Raw genomic sequence first — 18,728 nt, forward strand, 5'->3', positions numbered from 1 at the left:
TTCCCATTAATCTTAAATAATTCTTATAGCTTGTTTAATGCTTGAACAACATAATCATCTTTATATGGTTTCACAATAAATCCTATTGCACCTTGAATAACTGCTTTTCTAACCCACTTTTCTTGACCCAAAGCTGAAATCATAATAATTTTTGCAGATGAATCTTTATTTTTTATTTCCCTAAGTGCTTCAATACCATCCATTTTAGGCATTGTAATATCCATTGTTACAATATCTGGCTTAAGTGTAAAATACTTTCTTATTGCCTCTAATCCATCAGCTGCTTCCCCTACAACCTCAAACCCATTTTTCTCTAATATCTTTCTAAGATTAATTCTCATAAATGAAGCATCATCTACTATAAGAACTTTTTTCATAACTTCACCTTCCCTAATTTCTTAAATCATATTCTATATAACATTAATAATTCTTTCCAAAACATTTAATTATAAAAAACGCTTTCACACATCTTTAATTATATAAAAAATTGCACATTTTTGTCAATACACTTGGTGGTTTGTCATATTTTATTATTATAATCCTTTTTTTGTCGTTAAAATTTGTATGAACTTTAGTTCGATTGTTCATTAGTCCCATATATTAAACTATAAAACATTACTCCACTAAGAATGCGAGTTTCTAATTCATCTTTTTTACACATAAGTAATATTATGTAAAGCATTTGTATAAAATCTCCTTTTGCAAGCTTCATTGTATACTAACTAAATAACAAATCAACGCTCTACTCTATCAATCATATTACATAACATTATAATTTCTATATACAAGCAACATTTGAATACATTTTATTGATAAATTAGTATATAGTAGAGGTATTTCAATATTTTTGTAGAATATATATATTATTCTATAAATGATAAAAAATAATTAATGGATTTTTAATTAATATCCAGCAAATAATAATTGAATATTGGAGAAGTTTAATGACTAACAAAGCAAATTTTCTATAACTAATAGTACTTTTTCGGGAAAATCAGCGCTATTAATTTGTAACACTCTTATTCTATACCAAAAACTTAGAACTATTTTGCATTGGTAGGAAGCTTGATAATTGTAAAGATTCATCGCCGATTATTTGTTTATACAACTTATCATCAGTATATCATTAGTTCCACTCATAACATCTAAATCCTACAATGAGAATTTAAACATGATATAATACATTTTTCTTATCAAAGTTTTACCCTAAACTTCTCTTTAGTCTTTTTGGCACTTCTAATAATTTAAGTAAAATCCATTTGTTAATTTACTCATTTATAGATTGAATAATCAAAATTATTTTAATGAGTCTATTAACTCTAGGAGGATTATTATGAAATTAGACATGTTAAACGGTAAAGAAAAACAAATGAATCTTATTGTATTTATAATTAATCTTTTATTACCTTTTCCAGCATTTATATTTGTAAGGTTTTTTCTAGGTGGAAACTCAAGAGATGCCATAGTCTTTATAATGTTAGTAGGTAGTGTGATTATAAAAATGCTAGAAAAACCATTAAAAAAATATGCAAAGTACCTTTATATGGTAAACCTACCTCTAGCTGCAGCGATAACTATAGCCTATTCAGGTGATGGTCGTTTTGGTGCCATTACACAAGGTTATTTTCTTATGCTTATAGTAGCTAGTGCTTATTATGACAAGAGCGTTGTAATTGTGTATTCTATTGCTACAATATCCTTAAATGCACTACTTTTCATACTCTATCCAAATCAATTTTTAATTATGAATAACTTACCTGTATGGGTATTTGTTTGCATAGAATTTATCCTAGCATCAGCAATAGCTGCAATTATTGCTAATGAAACCTATAAATTATTTAAAAATATTGAAAAAAAAGAAAAAGAAACTTCACAATTATATAACGACCAAAAAAAAGTATCAGAAAATGCAAATCAAGTATTTGCTACACTTAAAAACACATCTGGTAATATTTATCAATCATTAGATCAATTTAATGAAATGTCCCACCAAATTGCAGAATCTACACAAGAAATTGCTTCTGGTTCAATCAATCAAACTCAGGAAGTAACTGAAAGTTTGAATATTTTTAATCAGTTATCTGAAAAAATTACTAATTCAGAAAGTGAAATCAAAAAAACAATTGAAAGCATGAATAACTTGAAATTGAATAACGATTTGGGCCTTAAATCAATTAATGACCTTTCAAATAAATTTACTGAGAATACGAAAGCCTCTGAAGAAGTACTTCTACAAATAAATAACTTATCCGAAAAGTCAAATTCAATTGGCAACATAATAAAAACAATTACTGAAATTGCAGATCAAACTAACTTACTCGCATTAAATGCGGCTATTGAAGCTGCAAGAGCAGGTGAATCTGGACGTGGATTTTCAGTTGTTGCAGAAGAAATAAGAAAACTTGCAGAACAGTCTACGGATTCAACCTGCAAAGTAAGTGATATTTTAGGTGAAATAATCAATGTTATTGAAAAAACACAACACACAATGAAACATACTAAAACTCTAGAAAAAGAATCAAATGACAAATTGGATATTACAATAGAATCTTTCAACAATATTGTTCTTTCCTCAGAGGATATAATTAAATTGATAAATATGCTATCTAGTGAACTAGCTAACATCAGTGCTTTTAAAGATACTTTATTAAAATCTATGTATACACTCGCATCTATTTCTGAGCAGTATTCTGCCTCAACTGAAGAAGTTAGTGCTTCCACAGAAGAGCAGGCAGCTACCTGTGAAAATATTATTAAATCCTTAGATAAAGTTCAAGATATAACTCAACACCTATCAGAAATACTAAATAAAAATAACAATGAAGGAGAGATAAAATAAATGAGACTTCATAATTCAGTTATCAAAGGAATAGCTTACTATCATCCAGAAAACCAAGTAGGAAATGATTACTTTATAGAACATTTTGAAAAACAAGGTGAAGATATTAGAAACTACCTTGCTGTCACAGGATCAGATCTTAGATATATTTCAGATGATGTTAATGAAACTATAGTTACAATGGGTATTAATGCAGTTAATAAAGTTTTAGAAAAAACTAATGTTAAACCATCTGAATTAAATTTAATAGTTTTTTCAACTGGAACACCTGAATATCTTTCTCCTACCAATGCTATGAAAATACACAATGCAATAAGTGCTGGTCAAAAAACAGCAGTTTATGATGTAAATGCTAATTGTGTTGGTATGATTGTTGCTTTAGATCAAGTTAGTAGAACTATGAGAGATAACCCCAATATAAAGTACGCTCTTATTGTTGGGGCAGATCAACTTAATAAATATTCCAGATTCAATGAACCTACAGTTTATTCAATTTCTGGTGATGCTGCTTGTGCAATAGTATTGGAAAACACTCAAAATACTGAACGTGGTTTTATAGATTCAGACTTTTACACAAACTCCAGTAATTGCGATAAAATCCTTATGCCTGCTAAAGGTTTATCATCTACAATTCACGACCGTAAACTACAAGTAAAGGATAAGTTAGTTACGTGGATTCCATTTAACTTTGATGGTGCTTTCTATAGTGCTAAAATTTCTATAGAAGAATTACTTGAGCGAAATAACCTCACTAAAAAAGATATAAAAAGATATTTCATTTCACAATTTGCTAAAAAAAGCATCGAACAAGTATGCAATGAGATGGATGAAGATATCAACAAGTTTACGTTTATCAGTAATGAGTTTGGTTATACAGGTACTACAAGTCCATTTTTAGCACTTGCAAGATCTATTGAAAATGAAGATATCAAATCAGGTGATAATATAATTTTTTGGTCCGTAGGAGCAGGTACAACTTGTGCATGTGTCCTATTTACATATTAATTTTCATATAAGCCTATCAAGAAAACTAATTAGTACATAAAGGGGGCTCTGTTTAATGCATGATAAAATTAATGGTATTTATTATGAATTAATTGAAAATTCATCAACAAAAGAAAATTTAGTATTCGTTCACGGTTCAGGATGTAATCATAATTTTTTAAGACCACTATCAAAAAAATTAAATAACTGTAATTGTTATTTAATAGATTTACCTGATCACGGCAAATCAGATAATATGAATTGTACTAAAGTAGAAGAATATATAGATGCTGTTGAAAAATTTGTGGCCAATATAGATAATGTTACACTAATAGGTCATTCACTAGGTGGCACCATATGTTTAGGTGTTGCTGCAAGATCTGTTCATACAATAAAGAAACTTGTTCTTATAAGTTCTGGGGCTAAATTTGATAAATTTGATCAGAAAGTTTATGATATGGTGGATAATAATAAAGTAAATTGGATTTATATTTGTAAGTGTCTTGGTTCTTTTACCAATTTAAATGTATTAAAAACTATACTAACCCTCGAACCATCAGAGGTTATGCTTAAAGATTTTAATATAAATGTAAAAGTTGATATAACAAATGTTATGAGCAATATCAATATTCCAACATTGATTATGGTAGGTAATGATGATATTCTCACAATACCGGAATACTCCTACGTAATGAAAGATGGAATTAAAGATTCTCAGTTAATTATTGTTCCTGGAGTAAGGCATATGCTACCAATAGCTAAAAAAAGCTATGTTTCCCAACTTATTAAAGAATTTATGCTAAAAGAATAAATATTTAAAATATAAAAGCCTAAAGCTAATACTTTAACTAGCTTCAGGCTTTTACCTATCTATATTTTACAATTAGAAATTAATTTACCTTTAATTATTGTTAATATAGATTCTTTCCTTCTGTATACAATTATATATTAAACTTTGTTATTGCCATATTTAAGTTCTCAGCTGATTGAGAAAGTCCCTTAGCCTCTTTTGTTATCTCTTCTAATACAGCTAATTGTTCTTGACTTGCTGCAGCAGTATCTATACTTGAATTAGCATTTCCTTTTGCTGTTTTCTCAAGTACTTCTATATTTTTGATAACCTGCTTATTTTGAACAGCAATTTCTTCCATAGACATTGTCATTTCTTTAGTTTTCACGCTCATATTTGATACAGCATATTCAATATCTTCAAATACACTACTTACTAAATTCGTTTTATCAATACCTACTTTAACCTTTTCTACTTCTTTTTCTGTGGACGCTACAGCCTTAGCCATCTCACTTTGAATATCACGTATTATTGATGAAATCTGTTCTGCTGAAACACTTGATTGCTCTGCAAGATTTCTTACTTCATCAGACACAACAGCAAATCCACGACCTAACTCTCCTGCTCTTGCCGCTTCAATAGCCGCATTTAATGCTAAAAGATTTGTTTGTTCACTAATATCTTTAATTATCTCAATTATCTTTTCAATTTCTTCTGAATATCTACCAAGATTCTTTATGACACCTGCTGTTTCTTGAGTTCCAATACTTATTTCATTCATCTGATTAACTACAGAATCAACTATTTCAGTTCCACTTTTTGATGCTTTATAAGCATTTTCTGATAATCTAGAAACTTCTTCACCATTAGCAAATATCTTGTTAATACCTACAGACATTTTTGAAATAGATTCAGTAGCTTCATTTATACTTTCAATTTGCTCACTAGCACCATCAGCAACATTTTGCAGTGTTAGAGATACTTCTTCTGCTGCTTTTGATGTCTTGCCAGCACTTATCACCATCTCCTCTGAAGATAATGCTACATGATTTGAAGCTTGCTTTATCTTCAATACAAGTTCTCTTAATTCCTGTGACATCTTATTGAAATACTTACTTAACTTACCCATCTCATCCTTGCTATTCAGATTAGTCATAGCAGTTAAATCACCTTCTGCTATTTTGCTTGTGGCTAACTGAATGTCTAATATAGAATCTCTAATATTCACATAAAATCCTGCAAATATATAAATAAGTATAGTTATAGTACTAAAATAAATTACATATAAAATTGCTTTTTGACTTGCAAGATCATTTTTTTCTTCTACAATCATCTCATCGATAACATTAAATGTTTCATTATATAACTTAAATACTTCATTAATTGCTACTGTAGTTGTATCATAATACTTTGTTGCATCAAATGTTAAATTGTTTTTCTCTTTAATTATGTTTTCCTGTAGTATATTTACAACTTTATCTCCTGCTTCTCGCGAATTTTCATCCAACTCATATAGCGATTTCTTTGCATTTGAATTTTTTTCATATACATAGTTTAGTTGTTGTGAAGACCCCTTTAATGCTTCTGCTATAGATTTTGTTTGAAATACTAATAATGAATAGTCATCATCAGACATTGACTTTTGAGCTAATACCCCTGAGCCTTTACCTCGAGCTTGTCCCATGTATTCTGTTACAACAGGAAATTTATCTATTATACAATCAACTAGGTAATATTTTTCCAATTTTGAATCTGGTGAAAGCTGTGTTGCTTCTGCTACCTTCACATTAAATTTAATTATACTATCCATTAGTTCTGTATGTTTTTTAAAGGAATCTACTTGAGACAACTTAAAATTTTCTTCTTTTAATGTCGACCACTGATTCTCTATTTTTCCCCACTCATCTTTCAGATTGAACCCTTCTCCATCTTTTGCAATTTCATCATTTATCGCCACAATTACTTTGTCTATTTGACTTTGTGCCTCATCAACTTTTCCTTTTACATCTGTTCTTCCACCAAGATAAGTTGAAGATAATCCACGATGTTGTGGAACATACATTATTAAGGAAGTTATCTTTTCATTTAATCCCAACCCAATTTGTTGATTATCCAAAACCTTAACTTTTCCATTTAAATCCCTTAAGTAAGTTATTTGAATAAATATCAAAGGAATCATAAAGCATAATAAAATTACTAAGAACTTGGCTGAATATTTTAATCTACTTAGTAATGCTACTGCTGGTTTTAAAAGCTTTTTCAATCTTTATACCTCCATAATCTTTGAAATCGTATTATTTATTTTAACTTTAAACAAAAAATACTCCTATTATATTATATATTATTCGACAAGACTTCTCAATTCTTTAAAATACTTTTCCTATCTTTCTAATAATTTTAAAGTAAAATTAAACCCGAGTGTTTTCTTACTCGGGATCTAAAAACTATTTCTTTTGATTTTATGGCTTTAATATTAAGTACCGCAAAATGTTCGATAGCCACAAGTTGATTCCTTTGGCAAAATAGAATACTCTTTTTGCTCTTCTGAATATGCAAAGGGATTAGAAAGAACACTGAGTAGTTTATTCATAATATTATAATCTCCAGCTTTAACTGCAGCCTCTAGAGCTTCTTCCACTCGATAATTACGAGGTATAACTGCGGGATTACTATTTTTCATCAACCGCTTGGAATCCTCTTTTGTTTCTTGTTGTCTATCTAATCTATCTCTCCATAACTCATACCACCTAGTAAATTCATCACTTCTAAATAAAGGCGTATCCTCAAAATCTTCTAGAGTTAACTGACGGAAAGTATTAGTATAATCTGCTTTATATTTCTCCATTATATTAAGTAATCCTTCAATAAGATGTTTATCCTGCTCCTCTTCATTAAATATACCTAATTTATCTCTCATTCCTGATAACAAGTTCTTATTATAAAGTTCTGCAAAATCCGAAAGAGAATCCTGTGCTAATTTAATAGCTTGTTCTCTATCTTGATGTAATAATGGTAATAGTGTTTCTGCAAATCTAGCTAAATTCCATTCTGCTATGCTAGGTTGGTTCCCATAAGCATATCTGCCACGAATATCAATAGAGCTAAATACTGTTTTGGGATCATATGTATCCATAAAGGCACAAGGTCCATAGTCAATAGTTTCTCCACTAATAGTCATATTATCTGTATTCATAACTCCATGGATAAACCCAACCAACTGCCACTTAGCGATCAATGAAGCTTGCCCATTAATGACTTCTTGAAGCAGGTGGAGATAAGCATTTTCTTTGCTATTGACATCTGGAAAATGTCTTTTTAATACATAATCAGCCAAAGCACGTAATTCTTCAGTGTCACACCATTTTGAAGCATACTGAAAAGTTCCAACACGTATATGACTGGATGCTACACGGGTAAGAATTGCACCAATTTGCTCTGTTTCTCTATATACTGTTTCACCAGTTGTAACCACTGCTAAGCTACGTGTAGTAGGAATACCAAGTCCATACATTGCCTCGCTAATTATATATTCTCTTAACATTGGTCCAAGAGCCGCTCTTCCATCCCCACCACGAGAATATGGTGTTCTTCCTGAGCCTTTAAGTTGAATATCTACTCTTTCTCCTAAAGGAGTAATATGTTCCCCAATTAATAATGCTCGACCATCACCTAACATAGTAAAATGTCCAAATTGATGCCCTGCATAAGCTTGTGCAAGAGGTCTAGCACCTCCTGGAATCCTATTGCCAGCAAACACATCTACCCCTTCAACTTTTTGTAACTCCTTAACGTTTAATCCAAGTGAACTTGCTAAATTCTCATTAAATGCAACTAATTTAGGAGAACTTACAGGAGTTGGCTTAAGATCAGCAAAAAATGATTCAGGCAAACGAGCATAACTATTATCCAAATTCCATCCTGTTTCTATCATTACTTTCATCTCTGTCATAATATCTCCTTTCTTCTATCTGCTACATATGAAATTAAAACTTCTCAAAAAAATAAAATTACAGATAATCATAATATTTTTCTTACCTAAATTCTAAATAAACCTATTATATTACCTTCCATTTTAGTCTCTACTTCTATAAGGCTTATTATACTCTTTTTATCCTTATAGAGTTTTTGGAAATAGTCCTTACTGCTTCATTTATTGTTATCAATGTACAACTTTTGAAATAAGATAAAAAAACCGTAATATTCAATTATGAATAATACGGTTTTTGCAAACATTATATTTTCTAATTATAGTTCTAAAAAATAATTTTTTTTAAATTAAAAAAATTGTTTTCTTTTTATATTCGCACTGTTGGTTCAAGTATAGTCAATGTATTCTCATAAGTGTTAAGGTTAGCCTCTGCACCTATAGGTATGGCCATTTTGTATGTACCATGCCCTGTTGCTAAATTTGTCATAAGAGGTTTGTTAAGTGGAACCATAACTTCATTAATTAAGTCCGCATATGTCTTATCATATGCTGGCTGACAATGTGAACATTGCCCCATGATAATACCTGCACAGTCTTTAAATTTACCTGCTGCAATAAGATGATATATATACCTGTATACTGTGTTAACAGGTTCATGAACTTCTTCAATCAATATTATCTTCCCTCTAGTATCAACTTCAAATGGGGTTCCAATGCTACCTACAAAGGATGCAAGATTACCTCCAACTATAGGCCCTGTTACATTTCCAGGCACTCTGCTTATTAAAGGTCTTCCAGGAGGATTTTCAAGCCTCCTTGGTGAAGTAAGTGTAGATGTTGCCATGAAGAACTGATCCATATTGTATTCAGGGGTAGTAGGTTTAAAGTCTATTAAAAGAAGACTGTGAAAAGTAATTAAATTAGCCCATATATACAGAACATTTAACAAAATTGTTATATCACTATACCCTGTTAAAATTTTAGGGTTCTGTGCAATAACAGAGTAATCAAGATATTGTATAATACCTTCAACGCCTACTCCTCCTCTTGCAGGTATAATAGCCTTCACAACTGGATTTCTAAACATATCCATAAGATCTGCAGCTCTCTGCTGTTCTGTGGCTGCAATATAGCCACTATAGGAATATACATATTTCCCTAGAAGCACGCTAAATCCCATATTCTCGAGAGTTTGTATTCCCGCATTAATGACATCGGGATATAGTGGGCTTCCTAAAGTAACTATTCCAATTGTATCTCCGGGACGTAAAATTTGTGGTTTTATCGCCATTCTCATCACCTTTTAAATCATTTAATGATAGAGCTCTACAATTCCGCAAAAATTGCACTTATTAATGCCCCTACTCATATAATCTAGATGCAAAAAATTTAGACTTACAGAATTACTAAAACCTAATCATCATTACTAGAATATTATATGAAACTATTCAAATAGTTGCTAAAATTACTTGTGATGTATTTTTACTTATTAATTCATTCTACTTTCCATTCTAATATGCCTGTAGATGCACTGCCATTAGAAACCACTTGAATTCTTATAGAATTAGTGGTTACAGGCGTAAATGTTGTAGTATTATACTGATTTATAGCAGTACCATAACCTACGGCATTCTTTACATCAACCCACTTATTTCCGTTCCAATACTGAATCTTATATGATTTTGGAACATCTATTCCTCCATTATCTTTAAACCAATATACATCACTTTGAGATATAGTATACTTTTTATCAAATTTATATTGAACCCATTGTGTTCCAGTTTCAGGCCAGTTTCCATAAACAGCATGTGATCTATCATTTGAATTTATAGGATCAAAGCTATCATTTAGAGCACTAATATTTTCCCATTCCGAACAATATGACGTACTAACTACTGCCTTTGAAGCTATATTAACTTTTTCATCAGATTTACCACTTGTTAATACCTGCACTTTATATGGATATTTTGTTCCTACTGCATTAACATCAAAAGAAGTTAAATCAAGCATTTCATCAGGTGTAGCACAAACCACAAGATACGCTTTTTCTTCATCTCCCTGAAGATTTAAAGTGTTAATACCATTATTCCACATAGTTGAATATCTTGTTTTACCATCTCTTGTCTTAGTTACAATACTTGCACGGAAATCTGCTCCTGAAACTGACTTGTCTCCTTGGAAGTTTACTGACACTTGTTTACTACTCATATCTATATTAAGTGGAATAATATTATACCCTCCCTGCTGTGGCGCTCTTGAATCTGTCACCTTAAGCCATCCATCATTTGTATTTTCTAATGTTGTATATACCTTGTCATAATTCGAACTATCCTTAAGAAGATCATTTAAATAATTTGTATAACTAGATTGTCTTCTAAAATCCATTGTTACCATTCTTCTAGCATATCCACCTAACATATCTTTAGTAGATGTACCTGATAATCTTTGAATTTTATCAAACATTATTTCATTACTACCATCATGAAGCATTTTTCTCATTACATCCATCCCTAACCCATTCATATTATCTGGGTTTTCAGTTACATATAATAAAAATGGCCAAGCATCATAATAATTTTTCATATGCGGAAAATAGTAATCTGAATTTAAAACTACTGGCTGAAAGAAATCTGAAGTAGGTCCATATACACGATCTCCATATCTATAGTATGTACTTCCTAAATATTGATCTCTAAACCAATTTGCCAATGTTTCATACCAAGGTGCTGCTATTGTCCCACGTTGATGCATCGTAATAGCATGAGCATATTCATGAGGAATTACCCAACTTGGTTCATCAACTCTCATAGCTCCTGGTTCAACTGCTAAATAAGCAAAGCCATCACCATCACTTGACATATAAGCCCAGTCATCTGTAATTTTAGATAAACCTGTCTTGTTTATATATAGATTTGTTTTATAGTGAATACTACTAGAGTTTATAGGACTATTAACAGAAACACTGGTATCATCTAATCCCATTACATTAACATAAAAGTCTCTAATAGTTTCTAAATTTTGAAGATTACCTCTAACTAAATCTTCATTAACAGTACCTGTTTCATCATTACTTCCCCATATAATTTGAAAATGTTCTGATGAAAGTCTGTTAACTGATTTTTCATTTAAATCATAAAATGAATCTCTAGCAATATAAGTGCTACTTACTACAGTATTTTTTTGAAGTGAATTAATCTTAGATACTGCTGCATTTGTATTAGCCATAGAACTTAAGATAATAGTAGATAAGATAATTATCCCTAAAGTTTTACACACTTTTTTTAAAATCATTTAAATCCCCCCAGATATTTGATTTATTTACTATTATTTTATAGCTTTTTTCTAAAATCAACAATCAATCTTAAGAGTAAAAAAGCACCAATCACGAAACATACCTCTATTTGCCGCTAAATACAATATGTCAGTTATTTAATATAACCCATTACTTGTTGACAAATTTAATTAAAATGATAAAAGAACCAACTTTAAATTATATTTTTAGGTTGGTTCTTCTATATATACTTTTCACCTTACTTCATTGATTCAATAATACTATCAGCAGTAGCTTCCATCAGCTCAGAATCATCTTCTTTCATAATGGAATTTAATGACACTTCATTCTCTAAAATAGTCATTTCTTTCATTTGATCCAAAAGCTCATGCATCAATTTCTCAGATTGAGGGGCCCATGAACCATTTTCTATAAGAGTAAATGTACGCTTTTGAAGATTTAAAGCTTTCATATCCATTATATAATTAAGCATAGGTGGATAAATTTTTAAATTATAAGTTACTGAAGCCAAAACTACATGACTATATTTAAATGCCTCAGAAATTAAATATGAAACATGGGTGTTTGAAACATCATACATCACTACATTTGTCATTCCTTTTTTCACTAATCTTGTTGCCAAATCATTAGCTGCAGCTTCTGTACCTCCATACATTGTTCCATATACTATCATTACTCCCTTTTCTTCTGGCTCATAGCGACTCCATTTGTCATATTTATCTAATAAATATCCAAAATCATTTCTCCAAACTAATCCATGCAACGGACATATATACTTAATATCAAGTTTACTAGCTTTCTTTAAAAGATTTTGAACATGTGGTCCATATTTTCCTACAATATTTGTATAATACCTTCTGGCATCATCAATCCAATCCCTATCATAATTAACTTCATCATTAAATAACTTACCATCTAAAGATCCAAAAGATCCAAATGCATCTGCTGAAAATAGTATTCCATCGGTAGTGTCAAAAGTTACCATCGCTTCTGGCCAATGTACCATTGGAGCAGATACAAATATCATCTCATGTTTTCCAAAGGACATACTATCTCCTTCTTTTACTTCAATCACCTGCTCTCCGATATTAAATCCAAATTGCCTCATAAACATAGCAGCCTTTTGTGTACATACAATTTTCACATTAGGATAACGAAGAATAATCTCTTCAACACATGCTGCATGATCTGGTTCTACATGGTTTATTATTATATAATCTAAATCCCTATCAGCTAAAACTGACCTTATATTCTCAAGAAATTGACGACAAATTGACCAATCTACTGTATCAAACAAAACTGTTTTTTCATCCAAAAGTAAATACGAATTATATGAAACTCCTCCTGGAATTGGATGAATATTTTCAAAAAGCGCAAGCCTTCTATCATTACCTCCAACCCAATAAAGATCTTCAGTTACTTTTCTAACACAATACATATATTTAATCCTCCTTTACATTTAAAATACATAATTATATAAAGTGAAACTTTTCAGGTGGAGTTTTAACTCCAGCTGAATTTAGTTGAACTTATCCATGAACGTGCAGCCGTTATCTCCCACTTGAAGAAGGGGGAGTGTTACGGATGCTAGCTATCGGATAAACTATACTTCTATAAACATGGCTTTTTCTTCACTACAAGCTGGGCAAGTCCATTCTTCAGGTAAATTTTCAAACAATGTACCTGGAGCTATTTCTCCTTCCTTATCTCCTATTCCAGGATCATACTCATAGCCACATCCATTACACACATAATGTTTCCATGTTTGAGCAGTTTTCTTTGGAATCGCTCTCTTCATCTTCTTCATTGGTGGAGCCCCTTTCTTTGGTTCTCCATTATCCAAAGCAGCAGTAAGTAATGGCAATATCTCTTTTAAATCTCCAACAATTCCATAATCAGCATTCTTAAAAATTTTTGCATTAGGATTATTATTTATTGCAACAATTGTTGTAGCATCTTTTATTCCTTTTAGATGTTGTCCTGCCCCTGAAATCCCACAAGCTATATAAAGGTTTCCCTTAAATTTTTGTCCAGACATTCCTACATAACGGTTTAATGGCAGGTATTTTAAAGTCTCTGCAACCGGTCTTGATGAGCCAATTGCTGCTCCAGCTTGAACTGCAAGTTCTTCTATTAACTTCATATTTTCTTTTTCACCTATACCTAAACCAACACTAACTACCCTTTCTGCTTTGTTAATTGGAGTATCTATTGGAATTCCAACTGTAAAATCATATCCATCCTTTTTAAGAGCTTCAACAAGTTCATTAACCCTCTCTTCTGGAGTTCCTTTTTTCAATATTATCTTCTTACGATAACCTGTTGCTGGCTCAGATTGTAAGTTTTTAACCTCACCCTTATTGCTTTTTTGCATCTTACCTATAATATGAGAAGCTATAACAACTCTCTGAATTTCATTAGTTCCTTCATAAATTGTACAAATTTTTGCATCTCTATAAGCTCGTTCAACTTCCATGCCTTTCAAATATCCACTTCCACCAAATATCTGAAGAGCATCATTAACAATCTCAACGCAAATATCAGAAGCATATTGCTTACACATAGCAGCCTCCATGCTATAAGGTTCATGTTTTCCTTTTAACTCTGCTGCACTATAAACAAGCAATCTAGCTGCTCTTAACTTTGTAGCCATATCAGCCAATTTAAATGCTATACTTTGTTGCGCACAAATAGGTTTCCCAAATTGTACTCTTTCTTTTGAATGTTCTAATGCATGTTCATATGCTCCTTGAGCTATACCAAGGGCCTGAGACGCAATACCAATACGACCACCATCTAATGTGGACATAGCAATCTTGAATCCCTCTCCCTCTTTTCCTAATAGATTTTCTTTAGGAACTTTTACATCATTAAAAATTAATTCTGCAGTAGCTGATGAACGAATTCCCATCTTGTCATAATGCTTACCAAAAGAAAAACCTTCCCATCCTTTTTCTACAATAAATGCGCTTATCCCACGAGTTCCTATCCCTGGTGTTGTTACAGCAAATACAACATATATATCTGCTTCACCACCATTGGTAATAAATATTTTTTCTCCATTTAAAATATAATAGTCCCCATCTAAAACTGCAGTAGTTTCTGTTCCACCAGCATCGCTTCCTGCATTTTCTTCTGTAAGTCCAAAAGCACCAAGTTTCTCTCCTTTGGCAAGTGGCACTAAATATTTCTCCTTTTGTTCATCTGTCCCATATGCAGCAATTGGATATGTTCCTAAAGATGTATGGGCAGATAGAATTACACCTGTACCTCCATCTACTCTTGATAACTCTTCAACAGCAATTGCATAACTAATTATATCTAATCCTGCTCCACCATACTTTTTGGTATATGGTATTCCTAGCATCCCCATTTCAGCTAACTTATGCACTATTTCTGAAGGAAATTTATTTTCCTGATCTAACATAAAAGCAATTGGCTTAACTTCCTCTTCTGCAAATGTTCTAATTTTTGTTCTTAAATTTTCATGTTGTTCTGTTGTCTTAAAACTCATAAATACACCTCCTCAAATTTACATAGCTCATTAAGCTAAATAATTAATTGATAAATAAAAATCCTATTTAATCTTTTACTACTTTTACTTTTTATACCTTATGATCTAATTGTATACCTAGTAGGTATACTTTTCAATTCCCATATATTTCTTATTTTTCTCTAAATAAACTAGAATCTCTTATTAAACTAATCTATATTTTTATTTAACACTTTTTCTTGATTTTTAAAGCAAATGCTCTTTAAATCATTATCAAATAATAATTTGTATTATTTAACTCCAGTTGTCCTTTTAATAAAAATTATGCTATTAGAGGCATTAATCAACTTATTAATACCTCTAATAGCATATTATAAATTATATTCAATTTTTCTACTATTCCATTTTATAAAGCACACTACTAAAAGACTAAATATCCCTGTACCTATTAAAATATATAAAAGATTATAATCACATTCTAAAAGCTGTCCATATAATACTTGTCCAGGAGATACACTTATTGTAGCAACTGCAGTAGAAAAAGCACTAACTTTCCCTAGCATATCTTGTCTTACTTCATTCTGAATATATGTCAATGATATAATGTTAGATAGGGATATTGATAACATTATTCCAAGACCTCCAATTGAATAAAGTCCTAGTATAATATATATTTTTTCTTTATTCAAATTAGTAGCTATACCCATAATAATTATAGCTATTATCATAGGGTACATAGTTTTATGTAACACTTTCATAGTAAATAATTTAGACCTTATAGTAATTAATAATCCACCTATTATCATCCCCAAAACAAATATTGCTTCAATAAATCCATACACATTAGAAGGCATTTTTAAATTAACATTTATAAAATATGGAGATATAATACTTAAAATTGGCGCCACAAAAATATTAATTAATGCATACGTAAGTATAATACCTAATATAACTGTCTTTTTTTCCTTTAAATATTTAAATACCTTTATCATTTCCATAATAGATTTTCTAATTGGCTTTTCAAACTTTTCTTTCGTTCCTAAATCAGGAATTTCTAAAAATAATTCTAAAATAGCTGCAAGTAAAAAACTTATTCCATTTATTATTACTACAACTTTTATACCGACCAAACTATATAACATACCTGCTATTATTGGGCCACCTAAATTTACTACATTTCCAACCTGTTGAATTATTCCATTTGCTTTCACTAAACTTTCTTTTTGAACAATTTGAGGAATACAAGCTGTAACACAGGGACTATATAAAGTATAAATAATTGACAATAGGAACATTACTAATCCCACTATTACTGTATTATCTTTTCCATTAATTATTATTAGAGAATATACAAACATTAAAGCAGCACTAAAAAAATCAAGATATATCATTATTTTTTTTCTATTTATAGTATCTGCTAATAACCCTGCAATTGGGGCAAATATTATGTATGGTATAGTTGAAATGGCTAATATTCTTGAAAAAACTGCAGCACTGCCAGTTAACTCTAAAATATATAAGGACATACAAAATCTTTGAATTGCATTTCCCAATAGAGAAATTATCTGTCCAATAACTACAATAATAAAATTTTTGTTTTTCATTTTATCCCCTTACAAGTTCATAATCTACGCAAATTGGATAACTTTTGTTTTCGCTTAATTGCAACTTAGCATCTATCCCATAAATTTCTTTTAAACTTTCTTTAGTTATTACTTCTTTAGGAGCACCATTACAAATAATTTTCCCCCTCTTTAGCCCGATGATATTACTTGCAAATCTACAAGCATTATTAAGCTCATGAAGAACTATAACAACAGTAATATTTTTCTTTTTATTTAATCTTTCTAGAACCTCCAATACTTCTAATTGATATGACATATCTAAATAAGTTGTTGGCTCATCTAACATAATTATGTCTGTTTCTTGAGCTAAAGTCATTGCAATCCAAGCTCTTTGTCTTTGTCCTCCAGATAAATTTTCTATTTCTCTATCTGCAAAATCTTTAAGACCAGTTTCCTCAATTGCCCAATTAATAACTTCCTTGTCATGACTATTAAGTCCACCTATCATCCTTTGATGTGGAAATCTTCCATATGCAACTAATTCTTTAACAGTAATTCCACTTGGGCAAGTTGGCCCTTGAGGTAAAAATGCAACTTGAGTTGCTATATCTTTTTCTTTTTGTTTTTTAATATTTTTCTCATTAATAAAAATTTCACCACTTTTAGGCTTTATTATCCTAGCTATAGTTTTCAGTAATGTTGATTTTCCACATCCATTTGCTCCAATTATTATACTTAATTCACCCTTTGGAATTGAAAGATTCATATTATCTATTATTAAATTACTTTCATAGGCTACGAATAAATTTTTTACACTAATAGCTTCCATTTATTTCTCCTTCATCATTAAATAAATAAAATATGGTACTCCAAATATTGAAATTGTAATTCCTACTGGTATTTCAATTGGAGAAAATAAATTTCTTGAAACTGCATCTGCAAGTAAAATTATTACTACACTTATTAAAGCAGATATCAAAAGAAAATTTTTATGATAAGGTCCTACCAATTTTCTTGCCATATGAGGACAGATTAATCCTATAAATCCTACATTCCCTGCAAAGGCTGTTGCTCCCCCAGCAAGAATAACCGCATATGTTAAAAACTTTTTTCTTTCTCTATTTAAATTTAGTCCAAGACAAGTTGCATGTTCATCTGAGAAATTCAATACATCTAACTTTTTATAATTTAGTACAGTTAATATAACCATTATAATTACTAGTGGAATTATTATTTTGGCATAGCTCCATCCTGACCCCCAAAGACTTCCTGAGATCCAAACTAAAACTCTATTATAATCACTAACCCCACCTCTAAATGTAAAGAACGTTATAAAGGCATTTAACCCTGCATTTATTCCAAGTCCAATTAACAGCAATCTTCTTGGTCTTATTCTTTCTTTACTTGATAAGAAATAGATTGTAAATGCTGAAATCCCTGCCCCTAAAATAGCCATAAAAGGTAATACATAAATTGATAAGTTTCCAAGCTCACTATAATAATTTGCAGTTTTTAATGAAATAAAAATTACAGCAGCTACTGCCGCCCCTGCATTTATACCAATTATCCCCGGATCAGCTAATTCATTTTTTGTTATAGTCTGTAACAATGCTCCAGCTGTAGATAAAGCTACTCCAACAGATATTCCAACTAACATTCTAGGAATTCTAATATCAAAAAGTGCTGATTTTTGAAATTTTGTTCCCTGTCCTAATATAGTTTTTATAATATCTATAGGTGATATTTTATAAGTTCCCCAGCCTAAATACAAAAGTAGTGATAATGTCAGTAGACTAAATAACATTAAGAATATTATTTTGAAGTTTCTTTTTGCCAT

The 18,728-nt window shown here is 30.7% G+C and carries 13 protein-coding genes; 3 read left to right on the forward strand and 10 right to left on the reverse strand.

From position 1 onward, the window contains the following. Window positions 1–23: 23 nt before the first annotated feature. A complete protein-coding gene (locus H9661_RS06535) occupies window positions 24–377 on the reverse strand; it encodes a response regulator (protein ID WP_191767974.1) in 354 nt (117 codons plus the stop codon). A 956-nt stretch (window positions 378–1,333) separates the two neighbouring features. Here H9661_RS06535 and H9661_RS06540 point away from each other — a divergent pair. From H9661_RS06540 to H9661_RS06550, 3 genes are read left to right on the forward strand one after another with little or no spacing between them, the layout of a single operon-like run. Next, complete coding sequence (locus tag H9661_RS06540) at window positions 1,334–2,839, forward strand: methyl-accepting chemotaxis protein (protein WP_191767975.1); 1,506 nt, start codon at window positions 1,334–1,336, stop codon at window positions 2,837–2,839. Further along, window positions 2,840–3,844 (forward strand): ketoacyl-ACP synthase III, encoded by a 1,005-nt coding sequence (locus H9661_RS06545; protein WP_191767976.1) that lies wholly within the window; start codon window positions 2,840–2,842, stop codon window positions 3,842–3,844. 55 nt (window positions 3,845–3,899) lie between these two features. Continuing rightward, a complete protein-coding gene (locus H9661_RS06550) occupies window positions 3,900–4,634 on the forward strand; it encodes an alpha/beta fold hydrolase (RefSeq protein WP_191767977.1) in 735 nt (244 codons plus the stop codon). A gap of 130 nt (window positions 4,635–4,764) precedes the next feature. Here the strand turns inward: H9661_RS06550 and H9661_RS06555 are convergent, their stop codons facing one another. The 9 genes from H9661_RS06555 to H9661_RS06595 form a co-directional block, all read right to left on the reverse strand. Continuing rightward, complete coding sequence (locus tag H9661_RS06555; protein WP_191767978.1) at window positions 4,765–6,876, reverse strand: methyl-accepting chemotaxis protein; 2,112 nt, start codon at window positions 6,874–6,876, stop codon at window positions 4,765–4,767. Window positions 6,877–7,086: 210 nt separating this feature from the next. Next, entirely contained in the window at window positions 7,087–8,562 is a 1,476-nt protein-coding gene (locus H9661_RS06560; protein WP_143315939.1) for a protein adenylyltransferase SelO, read from the reverse strand. Between the two features lie 346 nt (window positions 8,563–8,908). Continuing rightward, entirely contained in the window at window positions 8,909–9,832 is a 924-nt protein-coding gene (locus H9661_RS06565; RefSeq protein WP_191767979.1) for a S66 peptidase family protein, read from the reverse strand. 203 nt (window positions 9,833–10,035) lie between these two features. Continuing rightward, complete coding sequence (locus H9661_RS06570; protein WP_207729645.1) at window positions 10,036–11,832, reverse strand: DUF6055 domain-containing protein; 1,797 nt, start codon at window positions 11,830–11,832, stop codon at window positions 10,036–10,038. A 239-nt stretch (window positions 11,833–12,071) separates the two neighbouring features. Next, window positions 12,072–13,271 (reverse strand): FprA family A-type flavoprotein, encoded by a 1,200-nt coding sequence (locus H9661_RS06575; protein ID WP_191767980.1) that lies wholly within the window; start codon window positions 13,269–13,271, stop codon window positions 12,072–12,074. 165 nt (window positions 13,272–13,436) lie between these two features. After that, complete coding sequence (locus H9661_RS06580) at window positions 13,437–15,347, reverse strand: acyl-CoA dehydrogenase family protein (RefSeq protein WP_191767981.1); 1,911 nt, start codon at window positions 15,345–15,347, stop codon at window positions 13,437–13,439. Between the two features lie 350 nt (window positions 15,348–15,697). Further along, window positions 15,698–16,930: an MFS transporter gene (locus H9661_RS06585; RefSeq protein ID WP_143315944.1), complete on the reverse strand. Its 1,233-nt coding sequence runs from the start codon at window positions 16,928–16,930 to the stop codon at window positions 15,698–15,700. A gap of 1 nt (window position 16,931) precedes the next feature. Continuing rightward, entirely contained in the window at window positions 16,932–17,720 is a 789-nt protein-coding gene (locus tag H9661_RS06590) for an ABC transporter ATP-binding protein (RefSeq protein ID WP_191767982.1), read from the reverse strand. Further along, window positions 17,721–18,728: a FecCD family ABC transporter permease gene (locus H9661_RS06595; protein ID WP_143315946.1), complete on the reverse strand. Its 1,008-nt coding sequence runs from the start codon at window positions 18,726–18,728 to the stop codon at window positions 17,721–17,723.

It is taken from the genome of Clostridium cibarium, assembly GCF_014836335.1.
In the GTDB taxonomy this organism is placed as follows: Bacteria; Bacillota; Clostridia; order Clostridiales; family Clostridiaceae; genus Clostridium; species Clostridium cibarium.

Excerpts from the sequence above, each read along its gene's own strand:
- H9661_RS06535 (WP_191767974.1), bottom strand. The coding sequence starts at position 377 with ATGAAAAAAGTTCTTATAGTAGATGATGCTTCATTTATGAGAATTAAT.
- H9661_RS06540 (WP_191767975.1), top strand. The coding sequence starts at position 1,334 with ATGAAATTAGACATGTTAAACGGTAAAGAAAAACAAATGAATCTTATT.
- H9661_RS06545 (WP_191767976.1), top strand. The coding sequence starts at position 2,840 with ATGAGACTTCATAATTCAGTTATCAAAGGAATAGCTTACTATCATCCA.
- H9661_RS06550 (WP_191767977.1), top strand. The coding sequence starts at position 3,900 with ATGCATGATAAAATTAATGGTATTTATTATGAATTAATTGAAAATTCA.
- H9661_RS06560 (WP_143315939.1), bottom strand. The coding sequence starts at position 8,562 with ATGACAGAGATGAAAGTAATGATAGAAACAGGATGGAATTTGGATAAT.
- H9661_RS06565 (WP_191767979.1), bottom strand. The coding sequence starts at position 9,832 with ATGGCGATAAAACCACAAATTTTACGTCCCGGAGATACAATTGGAATA.
- H9661_RS06570 (WP_207729645.1), bottom strand. The coding sequence starts at position 11,832 with ATGATTTTAAAAAAAGTGTGTAAAACTTTAGGGATAATTATCTTATCT.
- H9661_RS06575 (WP_191767980.1), bottom strand. The coding sequence starts at position 13,271 with ATGTATTGTGTTAGAAAAGTAACTGAAGATCTTTATTGGGTTGGAGGT.
- H9661_RS06580 (WP_191767981.1), bottom strand. The coding sequence starts at position 15,347 with ATGAGTTTTAAGACAACAGAACAACATGAAAATTTAAGAACAAAAATT.
- H9661_RS06585 (WP_143315944.1), bottom strand. The coding sequence starts at position 16,930 with ATGAAAAACAAAAATTTTATTATTGTAGTTATTGGACAGATAATTTCT.
- H9661_RS06590 (WP_191767982.1), bottom strand. The coding sequence starts at position 17,720 with ATGGAAGCTATTAGTGTAAAAAATTTATTCGTAGCCTATGAAAGTAAT.
- H9661_RS06595 (WP_143315946.1), bottom strand. The coding sequence starts at position 18,728 with ATGGCAAAAAGAAACTTCAAAATAATATTCTTAATGTTATTTAGTCTA.